At 34.7% G+C, this 11,174-nt stretch carries 27 protein-coding genes; 4 read left to right on the top strand and 23 right to left on the bottom strand.

The window, feature by feature from the left end; all coding sequences use genetic code 11:
• From CD112_RS10030 to CD112_RS10120, 18 genes are all read right to left on the bottom strand, one after another.
• Window positions 1-189 (bottom strand): dCTP deaminase/dUTPase family protein (locus CD112_RS10030; RefSeq protein WP_506546931.1); only part of this gene is annotated, 189 nt, incomplete at its 3' end.
• Entirely contained in the window at window positions 182-415 is a 234-nt protein-coding gene (locus CD112_RS10035) for a hypothetical protein (protein WP_103364233.1), read from the bottom strand. The genes CD112_RS10030 and CD112_RS10035, both read right to left, overlap by 8 nt.
• On the bottom strand, window positions 415-861 hold the full coding sequence (locus CD112_RS10040) for a YopX family phage-derived protein (RefSeq protein WP_103364234.1): 447 nt from the start codon (window positions 859-861) through the stop codon (window positions 415-417). The genes CD112_RS10035 and CD112_RS10040 overlap by 1 nt, the downstream gene beginning before the upstream one ends.
• Window positions 851-1,045, bottom strand: a complete 195-nt coding sequence (locus CD112_RS10045; RefSeq protein WP_103364235.1) for a hypothetical protein — start codon at window positions 1,043-1,045, stop codon at window positions 851-853. The genes CD112_RS10040 and CD112_RS10045 overlap by 11 nt, the downstream gene beginning before the upstream one ends.
• Window positions 1,046-1,516 carry a DUF3310 domain-containing protein gene (locus CD112_RS10050; protein WP_103364236.1) on the bottom strand — a complete coding sequence of 157 codons (471 nt, stop codon included), beginning with the start codon at window positions 1,514-1,516 and terminating at the stop codon, window positions 1,046-1,048.
• Entirely contained in the window at window positions 1,517-2,032 is a 516-nt protein-coding gene (locus CD112_RS10055) for an SA1788 family PVL leukocidin-associated protein (protein WP_103364237.1), read from the bottom strand. It lies immediately after the preceding gene.
• A 12-nt stretch (window positions 2,033-2,044) separates the two neighbouring features.
• Complete coding sequence (locus CD112_RS10060) at window positions 2,045-2,236, bottom strand: hypothetical protein (protein ID WP_103364238.1); 192 nt, start codon at window positions 2,234-2,236, stop codon at window positions 2,045-2,047.
• Complete coding sequence (locus tag CD112_RS10065) at window positions 2,237-2,644, bottom strand: RusA family crossover junction endodeoxyribonuclease (protein WP_103364239.1); 408 nt, start codon at window positions 2,642-2,644, stop codon at window positions 2,237-2,239.
• A 165-nt stretch (window positions 2,645-2,809) separates the two neighbouring features.
• Window positions 2,810-3,583, bottom strand: a complete 774-nt coding sequence (locus CD112_RS10075) for an ATP-binding protein (RefSeq protein ID WP_070468927.1) — start codon at window positions 3,581-3,583, stop codon at window positions 2,810-2,812.
• Between the two features lie 10 nt (window positions 3,584-3,593).
• On the bottom strand, window positions 3,594-4,316 hold the full coding sequence (locus tag CD112_RS10080; RefSeq protein WP_103364240.1) for a helix-turn-helix domain-containing protein: 723 nt from the start codon (window positions 4,314-4,316) through the stop codon (window positions 3,594-3,596).
• Entirely contained in the window at window positions 4,309-4,716 is a 408-nt protein-coding gene (locus tag CD112_RS10085) for an HNH endonuclease (RefSeq protein ID WP_103364241.1), read from the bottom strand. The genes CD112_RS10080 and CD112_RS10085 overlap by 8 nt, the downstream gene beginning before the upstream one ends.
• A complete protein-coding gene (locus CD112_RS10090) occupies window positions 4,709-5,386 on the bottom strand; it encodes a putative HNHc nuclease (RefSeq protein WP_103364242.1) in 678 nt (225 codons plus the stop codon). The genes CD112_RS10085 and CD112_RS10090 overlap by 8 nt, the downstream gene beginning before the upstream one ends.
• 14 nt (window positions 5,387-5,400) lie before the next feature.
• Window positions 5,401-5,922: a single stranded DNA-binding domain-containing protein gene (locus CD112_RS10095; RefSeq protein ID WP_103364243.1), complete on the bottom strand. Its 522-nt coding sequence runs from the start codon at window positions 5,920-5,922 to the stop codon at window positions 5,401-5,403.
• 22 nt (window positions 5,923-5,944) lie between these two features.
• Window positions 5,945-6,718: an AAA family ATPase gene (locus CD112_RS10100; RefSeq protein WP_103364244.1), complete on the bottom strand. Its 774-nt coding sequence runs from the start codon at window positions 6,716-6,718 to the stop codon at window positions 5,945-5,947.
• The gene (locus CD112_RS10105; protein WP_103364245.1) at window positions 6,715-7,200 is read right to left on the bottom strand and encodes a siphovirus Gp157 family protein; all 486 of its coding nucleotides are present in this window, start codon (window positions 7,198-7,200) and stop codon (window positions 6,715-6,717) included. Before CD112_RS10105 ends, CD112_RS10100 begins: the two co-directional genes overlap by 4 nt.
• Window positions 7,201-7,202: 2 nt before the next feature.
• Window positions 7,203-7,469 carry a DUF1108 family protein gene (locus CD112_RS10110; protein WP_103364246.1) on the bottom strand — a complete coding sequence of 89 codons (267 nt, stop codon included), beginning with the start codon at window positions 7,467-7,469 and terminating at the stop codon, window positions 7,203-7,205.
• Between the two features lie 96 nt (window positions 7,470-7,565).
• Window positions 7,566-7,793 (bottom strand): hypothetical protein, encoded by a 228-nt coding sequence (locus CD112_RS10115; RefSeq protein WP_103364247.1) that lies wholly within the window; start codon window positions 7,791-7,793, stop codon window positions 7,566-7,568.
• Window positions 7,794-7,810: 17 nt separating this feature from the next.
• Window positions 7,811-8,029 (bottom strand): hypothetical protein, encoded by a 219-nt coding sequence (locus tag CD112_RS10120; protein WP_060804182.1) that lies wholly within the window; start codon window positions 8,027-8,029, stop codon window positions 7,811-7,813.
• Window positions 8,030-8,094: 65 nt separating this feature from the next.
• On the opposite strand from CD112_RS10120, the gene CD112_RS10125 reads away from it, so the two are divergent.
• The gene (locus CD112_RS10125) at window positions 8,095-8,385 is read left to right on the top strand and encodes a hypothetical protein (protein ID WP_060804181.1); all 291 of its coding nucleotides are present in this window, start codon (window positions 8,095-8,097) and stop codon (window positions 8,383-8,385) included.
• On the opposite strand, the gene CD112_RS13635 is transcribed toward CD112_RS10125, so the two are convergent.
• Entirely contained in the window at window positions 8,379-8,516 is a 138-nt protein-coding gene (locus CD112_RS13635; RefSeq protein WP_156423345.1) for a hypothetical protein, read from the bottom strand. The genes CD112_RS10125 and CD112_RS13635 overlap by 7 nt on opposite strands.
• Before the next feature lie 71 nt (window positions 8,517-8,587).
• On the opposite strand from CD112_RS13635, the gene CD112_RS10130 reads away from it, so the two are divergent.
• Window positions 8,588-8,917: a hypothetical protein gene (locus CD112_RS10130; RefSeq protein ID WP_103364248.1), complete on the top strand. Its 330-nt coding sequence runs from the start codon at window positions 8,588-8,590 to the stop codon at window positions 8,915-8,917.
• Here CD112_RS10130 and CD112_RS10135 read toward each other — a convergent pair.
• On the bottom strand, window positions 8,906-9,121 hold the full coding sequence (locus CD112_RS10135) for a Thoeris anti-defense Tad2 family protein (RefSeq protein WP_103364249.1): 216 nt from the start codon (window positions 9,119-9,121) through the stop codon (window positions 8,906-8,908). The genes CD112_RS10130 and CD112_RS10135 overlap by 12 nt on opposite strands.
• Window positions 9,122-9,202: 81 nt before the next feature.
• Here CD112_RS10135 and CD112_RS10140 point away from each other — a divergent pair, with 81 nt between their 5' ends.
• Window positions 9,203-9,433: a hypothetical protein gene (locus CD112_RS10140; protein ID WP_015978143.1), complete on the top strand. Its 231-nt coding sequence runs from the start codon at window positions 9,203-9,205 to the stop codon at window positions 9,431-9,433.
• Here the strand turns inward: CD112_RS10140 and CD112_RS13640 are convergent.
• Window positions 9,393-9,533, bottom strand: a complete 141-nt coding sequence (locus CD112_RS13640; protein ID WP_015978164.1) for a hypothetical protein — start codon at window positions 9,531-9,533, stop codon at window positions 9,393-9,395. The genes CD112_RS10140 and CD112_RS13640 overlap by 41 nt on opposite strands.
• A gap of 81 nt (window positions 9,534-9,614) precedes the next feature.
• Here CD112_RS13640 and CD112_RS10145 point away from each other — a divergent pair, with 81 nt between their 5' ends.
• Window positions 9,615-9,929, top strand: coding sequence for a hypothetical protein (locus tag CD112_RS10145; protein ID WP_060803541.1), 315 nt, complete (start codon window positions 9,615-9,617; stop codon window positions 9,927-9,929).
• Window positions 9,930-10,052: 123 nt separating this feature from the next.
• Here the strand turns inward: CD112_RS10145 and CD112_RS10150 are convergent, their stop codons facing one another.
• Both CD112_RS10150 and CD112_RS10155 read right to left on the bottom strand, forming a co-directional pair.
• Window positions 10,053-10,280 carry a TscA family type II toxin-antitoxin system antitoxin gene (locus tag CD112_RS10150; RefSeq protein WP_057510932.1) on the bottom strand — a complete coding sequence of 76 codons (228 nt, stop codon included), beginning with the start codon at window positions 10,278-10,280 and terminating at the stop codon, window positions 10,053-10,055.
• Complete coding sequence (locus CD112_RS10155) at window positions 10,281-11,054, bottom strand: phage antirepressor (protein WP_103364250.1); 774 nt, start codon at window positions 11,052-11,054, stop codon at window positions 10,281-10,283. It abuts the gene before it with no gap.
• Window positions 11,055-11,174: the final 120 nt, after the last annotated feature.

Raw genomic sequence — 11,174 nt, forward strand, 5'->3', positions numbered from 1 at the left:
TCTTGAAGTGAGTAATCCCACATATCCTTTAGGAATGTTGACTGCTAGATCAGTTTTGATAATCGCTTTCTCTTGCGGTTCAAGTATCACAGTTTCAGCTGCGTAAATGTCATAGCCAGCGTCAGTTTCATTAGCGCGTTTCGGCATTGTTGCGTTTTCTGATAGTAATTTGATTTGTAGTTTAGTCATTGCTTTTGTCCCTCCAATATTCACTGGCTATTCTTGATGTCGTAAAACCTAATTGTTCATATGTTTTTTCTTTCTGACTTGCTTTAATTACTTCATCAAACGCCTTTGCCTTTTCCAGCACCTCTACATGCTCTTTGTAAATATCTTGATGTGTTTGCATGTGTGGGTACTTTTCTGCCAATGCTTTAGCACCTTCCACTTGTTTTTCCATGTATTTGTATTTCATCACTCACTGCTCCTCTCCAGTAATTCAGGGTTTTCATAAATATTTCCAACAACTTCCCCGATTTTTGAAATGCGATAAATATCTTCATAATATTCGTTGTTATCTTCAGTTAATCTGAATCTTGCTTGCTCCTTTTCATATGTGATAAAACCATATATTGTAGCTTGCCAACCATGACCATGATGTCCCAACCACTTAAGAATATCGCCCTCATAAATTTCTTTTCCGTTTTTGTCTTTTAGACCAGTGTACTGCATTAGTTTAAAACAAAGGGCATCGTAATATTCAGATTGCGAGTTATCAACTTCCCCGTAACCCGTGTCGTCAAGGTGATGATTAAAAGCTAATGCACTAACGTTTTTATCGAATGCATTAAATTCAATAACTCCTATGTCATATCTCATTTTATTTTCTAACGAATCCCACGCTCTGAATTTAGGTTTCATCCCATTTCCTCCTATTATTCAAATAATCCTCTCTAGCAACGATTGCAGTGATGCGTGTAGGGCTTGCATCAATCACAAACCCCTTTACACCTCTGACCTGTAACTCTTGCTCTAGTTGCGTTAAACTACGTCCTCGTGTATCTGATTTGAAACGCTGTTTAATTGTGTTTGATAAATCACGCATCTACTTACCCCAACACTCAATCGCAAATTCAATGCTCTGTCTCGCTTTTTTAATATCTTCCAATCCATTCTTTCTAGGCGCACGCATCAAATATTTTAAAGCGTTGCCTACGTGATAAAAGACTGGAGCTGATTTATAAGTCCTTCCTACTAACTCAATAATCATTGCTGCTGTAAATTGACCGAACTGGTAATGTTTAGGTTGGTGCACTGAGTTGTTTTTGCAATCTTCAAAATGTTCAGCTTTCTTAAAAGATATTGGAAGCTTGTCGAAGTAATCCTCATCTGTTAACTCGAACGGATCATCAATGCCTTTCAATTTAACTAACAATGATTGTTCATCATTCCTGTTAATTTCCCTAATTACTACGCCTGCATGACCGTCATCTCCATTAGGTCCTTGCACATTCAATCCACGATACTGCCAAAGAATAATCTCATCGCCTACGTGTAATTCTTTTACTTCTCTCATCTAACGCACCGCCTTTGGATAGATAGATGTGTCCATAAGGTATTGTGTGTATTTGCCACGCAAATGGACTTGCGGTGTACCGTCATATAACCAAGGACGCTCTTTTCTTCTGCGTGCTTCTGCTTGTTCTGCTAACTTCTTTTTCTTTTCTATTTCGTCTACGTTAAATGTTGGTTTATGTTCTTCAAGATAATATTCAAAGTCGTCTCCTATGATTTCTTCAAAACTCTTGCCTTCTTGATACTTTTTATTGATTTGGTATCTTTCAATCTTGATTCTCTGCATTTCATTCAAAGGTACATATAAAGTTACATCTGGAAAATCTCTTCTCCAATAAATAGAACCCCATTTAGTTATATAATCTCTACGCAGGGTAGTCGCTTCTTCCTTACTCCATCCGTGGTTCATACGTTTTTCAACCAGCAATAAATTCAAGGCCTTGCATTTAATCTGACGCATGTCTTCAGGTGTCAACGCCACCGCTTTATTATTTACATAGATTGTATTTCTAGACATTACTCTAACCTCCTACAATAACCGCTCTACATCTGTGACTTCTAAATCATCCATGTAGGCTTCTGGTTCCTTATGAATTTTATTGATCAAACTATCTTCCATAGCTTGTGTATTTTCATGTTTGTTAAATGTATCTCTGACTTTAGCTGTAAACGTCACTGTGCATTTGAATTGCATTTCTACATCGTCATTGTCGATATTCAATTAATCTACCTCCTCGATTTCCATGATGATTTTAGCTTCATCACCGTATTGCTTTAAGGTTCTTGCATCTACGATTTGGTTATCATCTTTCCACAGGTGCTTATTGCCGGCATCTAAAACAGTTTTCATCAGATTATCTACATCAGGCTTTGTACGCTTATACTTGCCGACCATTGCCAAACGTTTTTTCTTACTCCAGCTTTTAGGTGGTGTGAAAATAAATTTCAACGTTACAATCACGCTATTTTCCAACATAAGTTTAGGCATCTGCTTTTGTATAAAAGCTTTATGCGCCGTATAAGTTGCAGGCATATAGGTTTGTACAAATTTTCCTCTATTCGCAAATCTCGGTCTTGGTGAACCGATAGGTGCTTTATGTGTTTCGTTGAATTTAATTTCTATTTCCATAAGACACCTCTATTTGACGCACGCCGGGCGTATATGCTCTTTTCATCTGTTCCCTATCTATTTGTTTCTTTAATTTATAAGGGTCGCCGTTTGCTTTATCTATGTGGTACTGAGCATATACTGGACTACATCCTAATATTTCAATGATATTCTCTTTGGTTAACATCACCATGCATCTCGCTCCCTGTAATCATCACCTAACATCCGTACCGTTCGTGCATTGTGCTTCATACGTGAGTTGATACGTTGCCAGTTCATGTTTTGATTTAATTCTTTATCACTGAAATTAGTAGTAAAGATATTGTTTTTGCCTGTGCGGTTATCGACAATACTGAATAGTTTGTTTAATGTGTGTTCTGTATTTTCTACACCTACATCATCTAGGACAAGCAGATCAATACCGCTCAGTAATTTAACTAATTCGTCTGTTGTTTCTGCTGCATTGCGGTTATATGTTGCTTTAATACGTTCCATAAGCATTGGTATATGCATAAAAGCTACTGAATACCCTTCTTTTTTAATCGCTTTGGCAATCGCATAGGCAAGGTGTGATTTACCTGTACCGTATGAACCTTGAAGTATTAATGATTTAGGTTTATCAGTTGAAAAAGTAGTAACATATTCAATCGCTGTGTTTTTAGCTTTCTCTTGGTCTGCATTTTTAGGTTGATAATTTCTTACAGTAGCATCTTTGATAGATGCGTTTACTGTAGATTGTCTGAATATCTGATTGACTGCTTTTTGTTTACGTTGTTTCTCTGCTTGTTTGCCAGCTTCAATCATTGAACACTCGCAACCGTCTTTGAATTCATAACCGCTATCAAACTTGTGCAGGTCGTATTTCTTACCGCATTTCTCACAAAACAATCCGTATTCGATATTAGTAGGCTCGTATTGCTTTAATTTCTGTTTTATCTGTGGGTTTAGTAGCCTTCTCATCTACATCCTCCTAATCCCAATAACTAGGGTCGTATTTCATTCGTTCTAGTTGATCCATTCCATTAGGTACTGTTTCTTGTGTAAAGTCGTTTAGATAACTTTCTTGGCCTAAAAATGTTTTAGGGTACTTTTGATATTGTTTGTTAGTGATTGTTTTTAGATATTCTCTAGTACCGTTCATGATAGTGTCGAAGTCATGTTTTTTAAGTGCTGATTTGAATAGTGATGCAGCTTTCTTTTTGTCTAGCTTTTTATCATAGAGTTGCCACCACTCCTCAAATTGCTCACGCGTAACGTCAGTTGCGCTATTATTAATTGTGTTACTGTTATTTGTATAATTGTTATTTGTAATACTGTTAATTGTAGTGGGCTGGTTATCGACCGATTGAATTTCAACCGGTTGACCGTCGACCGGTCGAGAATCAACCCGTCGAGGACTATGGTAAATAGTGTATAAATTACTTCCGTAGATATTACCGTTTTGCTTTCTGCTAACTTGTAAATATCCTGCTGTTTCTAACTCTTTCCTTGCTCTTTGGTATCTTTGTTTACCTATATCTAATTCATGTTTTATTAGATCCACACTTGGAAAAGATGTTTCATCTGCACCAGCATATGAAGATAAGTAGCTGTATAACGCTTTAGCTTCAATACTTATTGTTGTATCTTTCATTACTCGCTTAAATACAAGTCCGTAACCAGCAATATTGCTTCTAATTTTATCTTTAGGCATCTAAAACTTCTCCAACCAATGTGTTGTGGAAATCTGTATACATTCTTTTTAGTTCACCAATTATTTCTGCAATATCTCCGTTATCAAGAGTTCCGATTTCTTTTTCGTAAGCGAGTAAGTCGATGTTTATTTTATTCATCTCTTTTTCAATATTTTTAAGTATAATTTTCAAATGTTCGTTTCCAACTCTGTTTTTTCTACTGCAATTACACTTCTTACAAAGTACAGTTAAATTTGATAATTCGTTAGTACCACCTTTTGAAACTGGTATTTTATGTTCAATTTGCAATTCATCAACACTATTTAAAACTTCGGAACACATAAAACATTTGTTAATTCCGTTAGTCAGTTCACTTTTAATTTTTCTCTTCTTTTCGCTATTCCATTTTGGTCTACTCATTATTTTTTCCTCCTTTTAGCATTTCGTTTAATCGTTGATCTACTGAAATCCACGAGTTCTCTAAATGATGTAATTTATCAAAACTTTCAACGCCCATATTATGTTGAGACTGATGATGCTCTCTGCATAGCGCTAACACTTCATACCCGTAATGGTTCATTGTCTTACGGTTCTTACCTCTACCTATTGCGTAATGGTGCGCAAGGTCTGAATGAGGTTTACCGCAGATAACACAGTTACGGTTGACTGTAGCCCAATATAAGAAGGATTTATCTTGTTTAAGCAGGTCGCTTGTTTTATAAGCTAACGGGATATCGTTATGAAATATCCAATCAAGTGTGACCTCTATGATTTGGTTTGCTTGGGTACGTGTACAGTCGCTTAATGATATGTGTTTGTCGTAGCCGTAGTAAGTCCGAACGAATTCTATAAACAAATGCCTCATGTAGTCCATCGGCTGTCCTGTATGAGCTTCTATGTCTTTGACAAGCGCAAATATCTTACGACGTTGCTTGCCAGTGATAGAATTTGGATCTATCACTGAACAATCAACATCAATAAGTTGGTTTACATCTAGCAGTTCTATAGCTTGCTCTGGTATCTCTACATCTGTAACAACTACATCATAAGAACCATTATTATTTGGTTTATATTTAATGATTTTTGACACTTATATCATTCCAATCAGAACGGAAGATCATCATCACTTATATCAGGTCCATTCGCATTTGCAAACTGATTATTACTATCGTTCACATTTGGTTTACTTGATTGCTCACTGCCTTCGTTTTTTTCATTCTCTTTAATACCAACCTTTTCATAAATTGGTGTGCCGTCGAATTTCCAAAAACGTTTTAATGCTGTGTTCCATTTTTCTGTATAGTCATTGTATTTACGTTCAAGTTCAATATTGATTGGTTTACCAATTACATCTCTTTCAGTAAAGTTGAATTGACCGTTGTTGTCTTGAATTCCTATTGCTTTTAAGAATGTGTATAACCAGTTTTTAGCGAAATCATTTGACGTATCACCATTAGCGTAATGAGTAAATTCGCCCTCTTCTTTATGCGTGAATGTAATTGCTAATTGCGGATGTCCATTCTTGCTTTCTTTACTTTCAAAACTTCTAACTTTAACACTGTATTGACCTGGTTGCATATAGTTACCTAATTCTTGTGCGCCTTGTAAATTTAAATTGAATTTCATATTTAATTACCGTCCTTTATTTTTAATTTCCGTTTTGCGCCATATCTACAATTTTTGAAATTGACGCATCTTTGATTTTTGGATTATTGATTGTTATTTCGGGCTTATGCCTAACCTTTGTTGTATATAAATTAGAGGGTTCCACTGAAAACACATAATCATGAGTGGTATTTCCATTTTCATCAGTATGATCATCAATAAATGTATGACCTATAATGTCGAATTGAGTTACTAAATTATTGTGTATTGCAGCTTGTACTTCTATTGAAATCCTAGGATTGATAATGTTTCCGTTTTCGTCCTTATCTTCTGTATTTAATCCTTCATGACCAGTAAGGACAACATGGAAACCCATTTCATTTTTAACTTTTAATAAGTGCCTAATTGAATTAACAATTAATTTAGAAGTTTCACCATAATCTTGTATTCTAGTTTTTGGTACATTGTTTTTTTGTAAAACGTGCGCAAGCGTTATATCTCTTAATTTTTGAGCTGTTTCAATAACTACGACGTCTACGGGTACTCCTTTAGCTCTTACTGCTGTTATAATTTTTTCAATATTTGCTACTGTATTTCTAAAAGCGTTGTAACTATCGACTTTTTTAACAAAACCCTTTTTAGTAACTTGAGTACCATCTTCATGTACATCGATAATAAAAGCGTTATTTTCTCTAGTAGCCAAAGTTGTCTTGCCAGTTCCCGATTTTCCATAAGCCATAATTGAGTAAAATTTTTGGGTATCTTCGTTAATTTCCTCAATGCCTAGTTGTTGTAAAATGTCTTGTTCTTCACTCATCTAATCACCAGGCTTTCAGTCACTTTAAGCTCAGCACCTGGCACTTCTTTACCTGCTTTCAAGTCGTCTGTCAACTGCTTAGCATTTAACTTAGGCGCTTGAGATAACCAGTATTCTTTAGGGATTAGCTTTTCATCTGTAATTGACTTGCTCGGTGCATTTCGCTTCTTAAATACATAGTTTTTAGAGGTACGATAATTAGTTAATTCTTGAACCTCCAACATGTCCTGTAGGTAGCCTTTCAATTTATCAGATAGGTTCAGTTTCTGTTTTTTTAGAGTTTGCAGACGCTTGATTTCTTTGTTTATAATTTCAACATCGCCTTCTGCTGAGCGTTTGAGGCCGATAATGTTATCAACTTTAGTGTCCATATCAGCTTTAATTGCATCTAATGTGTCTTTAATATCTTCAAATGAATAACCTTCATCCATTTTGTCTAAAACTTCTTTGTAGCCTTCAGATAAGTTATATAAGCTAGCCATATTTAATTCCACCCTTTCGAAAAGTAAGACATGATTTTATCGAGTTCGTCTGTCTGTTCTTCAATAAATGTATATACATCTTGTTTAATAATTTCTTCTGCAGTTTCTATGTCTGATAAACTGGCGACTGCTGTTTCTGTGACGTAAACATTATTTACAGTCAAAATTAAAATACTGATATGATCATCTTCTCTTGCGATTTCTCTCATAAACTCAAAGCCGTCTACCTTGAATTTATGACGTACTACTGCACCTTGTTTAAAATACATTTGATTATTCCTCCTGAATTTGGTAATTTAGAGGGTGAAAAGTTTCTAAAACATTACACCCTGACTGTTAGCAATTGCCGTTGCTAGCAGTCTTTTTTAATATTTGATAATGAATAACGTAATATACTCTTCGCCATCATCCATTACTTCACCTTCGTCATTGAATATATCTACTTCGTAGTACCAGACTAAAAAGAACAGATATACCGCAAGTGACAGAAGTAAAGAAATCGCTGAAGATAGAATGAAATCTTGTGTTACAAATGTAAGAATAGTTGTGCTTACAAAACAAAATACATATGCTATCCAAAATGATTTATGCATTTTAATTACCCCCTACTTTATACGGTGATTTCTTTTAACTCTCGTATCTTTTCATCTGATAAATCACAATACGGAAACTTTTCTCTCACCAATTGAACGGGGACTTTTCCGCTAATCGCAATAAATCCTTCTTCCTTAAGTTCATTGTTCATCTCTCTTACAATAGAGGTTGCTTTGCTTTTACCAACTCCTGCTAGAACTTGAATATCTTTTATAGTTAAATAGTTTATAATCATAAAGTGTCGTCTCCTTTCATGTATAATTGTTTTATCGCTACTGCGATGGATTGGGGGTGTTAAGAATGGTTAATATCCAAAAATTCCCTTTTACTTATGAAGTCAAGGCTCCTAAGAATGGTGGTACTAATGAATTTATAATAGATACACCTTGGCTTGACGAATATGAAAATTGGCAAGATGGAATGCAGCATGATGAAATTTATCAAACTGATGATTTAAAAATATTTGAGCAACAATATGATAACGGCTTTCATGTAATGTTCATTCAGTTTCCTGACAAGATCATCATCAAGAGTAATTGGGCGTTAGATTATAATAGTAGAGAGGATAAGTATTTACCTCGCATTCAATAATTTTTAATGAATGAACCGTTTTTATTTATGGATAATTTAATTCCATGTCTTTTTCTTTTCGGCACTTTCTCTAATATCGTTGTAGCGATATATAAGAGGAGTGCTATTTTAATTGCTTTGAGTTTGCTCATTTCGTTTTACCTCCTTTAATTCGTTCTATTGATTGTGGGTTTTGGTATAATCACCTAAGGAGGTGAATAATGTGACTAATGAAGCTAAATTCGTATTACTTCATTTATATTCAATATTTCTCGATAAAATTGAGGATGGTGAATCAAAACGATCATCCTCTTATTTTGGAAATGATATAGAATCACACGAAAAATATTTTCTAGGATTGAATTTTGAAGACTACATTGATGCTGTTTTTGAATTAAAATCTAAAAAGTTGTTAACAGTTGCACCTGGAGATGACGGATTTGCTGAAATGGCATTAAACCGCGAAGGCATTGCTTATTCAGAAAATCTTACTAAGAAAAACTACAAAAACCTTTTAAGTTTAACTAAAGATTTGAAAAAGTTAATTTTCTAAAACCCAATCATCAGCTATTAAATCGTCTGCGCTAGGCTGCCACCTTGCGTAGGCGGTTTGTCCTTTGGTTTTATAATTTTTCGTCACAATCAAACATTGGTAATTAACCAAATTGGTTGGTAATATTCCATATGCATTTTGATTATTTCGTCTTATAGCAACTCCTTTTTCCATTGCTAACTTTGTTGCTTCTTGAATGTTCACTTTGTTTCCTCCTTTAATCCCGCTCGATTGTGGGTTTTGTTCATAATTTTTCTGCTATACTCCTTATTAGGAGGTGATTTTATGGATTGGAATGAATTTGAAAAGTTTTTTAGAAAAGTAACAAATGAAATAGATGAACAATTCGATCCCAACAGTGAGTACTTCAAAAATACTGTTGACCAACTAAAAGCAAATTCGAATGGTCAATTCTCAGATGAGTATATCTATTTACTTGCATTACATGAATGTTCTAAAAAACATAACGAAACACTTATTTACAGTGTTGTTCATAAGTTTTTAAAAGAAGAATAGAATCTTTCACTCTTCCTTTATCAATAGGTAAAACAATACTAGTTTCCTCATTCTGCTCACTGCCATGAGTAGTTTGAGGTTTTTTATTTTCTTCTTCCATGTTGCTTCCTCCTTTAATCCCGCTCGATTGTGGGTTTTGTTCATAATTTTTCTGCTATACTCCTTATTAGGAGGTGATACTATGAAATCTAAAGATAAAGTTTCTGTATTCCGTAAGTTTGCTATAGAAGCTTATGAAAATGATGACGATTTATTTTTAATAGTCAATGGTTCCTTTGTTACTGGTAAACCATATCCTACAAACGAAGCAGACAATGCAATTCAGCGTAATTTACATTTTTTAACAGATGATTTAGTTGATGATGCAGAACCGTTTCAAGGTTTACATTTGAAAAATGTAACTGTAACTACTGGTTCTACAACATTCCCATTAGATCATTTATTTGTTTATTTCGATTCGATTGATGCTTTTTCTTTAATGGATAAAGATTCTTAGGTCGATTAAGCAATTGTTCTATAACTGTTACAGCAGTATATAGAATGATTGCTTTTTTAATTGGTTTTAAATCTTGCATGTGGTTTCCTCCTTTAATTCCTCTCGATTGTGGGTAGGGTGTTGTTACTCGTCTTCTCCATCTAAGTCAAAATGTTGTCCGATTTGGTCAATCGCCCATTCGATCATTGATTCAAGATGTTCCTCTCTATCTACTTCATATGTGTGTTCGATAGTACCAATTCCTCGCACAGATGTTGTGTCGCCATGTAGAAATGTTGGACCTTTATCCTGCTTAGCAACATACAAAGTCAGTACAATGTCATTTAATTTTTCTTTTTGTTCTGGTGTTATTTATACTCCTCCTAAATTAGCTTCATAACCGAAGTCAGTCATGATTTCGTGTATTTTCAATCTACCTTTTTGAGTCCATCTGGTTTGCAAAACTGTATCCTCTCTACCGTCAGAGCGTACAATTGGTATAGTGTCTGATTCTGTATAGCTTTTGCCCATATGCTCTGAGTAAAGAACCCACTGTTTGTTCACTTTTCGTTGTAATCTAGCTTCATGTAACAACTTATTTAACTTTTGCGCTGAAATACCGTAGTCTGCTGCGATTTGTGTTGTAGCCAATGTCCCAGTTGACTTTAATATTTCATCAACATAGTCTGCTTTGGGTTTTAGCTCTCCGATTTCTTGTTGTAAAAGTAAATTTTGTTCTTTTTCTTTCTTATACTCAGTCAACACTGTAATGATGTAATCCGGATTCTGTAATGTTTGTTCAATTACGCTGTCCGTTGCGTAGATTCCATGTTTGCGAATTGCTGGTAGAACTTCATCAAAGATCCATTCTTCAAATTGCTCTGCTTGAGGTAATTTTGAACGTGAGATTAATCTGTATAAATTACCTTCATCAATGAACTTTTTAACTTGCTTTCTACCTAACGAATCGATGACGTCGTGTTTCACGACCCCACGTTTTTTTGTGTGCCTTGAGATAGCATCTCGCGGATTTGTATAACCGAGAACTTCCGCTACCTTGATTGCTGGAAAATACTCTTTGTTATCGATAGTTAAAATTTCTAAATCTCCGAATTGTGAGTTTTGAAATACTTGTAAATCTTGCATAATGTTTATGCTCCTTTCTGGTATACTTCTTATATAAGGAGGTGATTTATATGAGTTATAAAGAATTAAAGTGTATTGACACTTTGCTTAAATTAATCAGCAATGATCTGAAATTGGATT

The sequence above is a fragment of the Staphylococcus simulans genome (genome assembly GCF_002902285.1).
Classification (GTDB): domain Bacteria; phylum Bacillota; class Bacilli; order Staphylococcales; family Staphylococcaceae; genus Staphylococcus; species Staphylococcus simulans.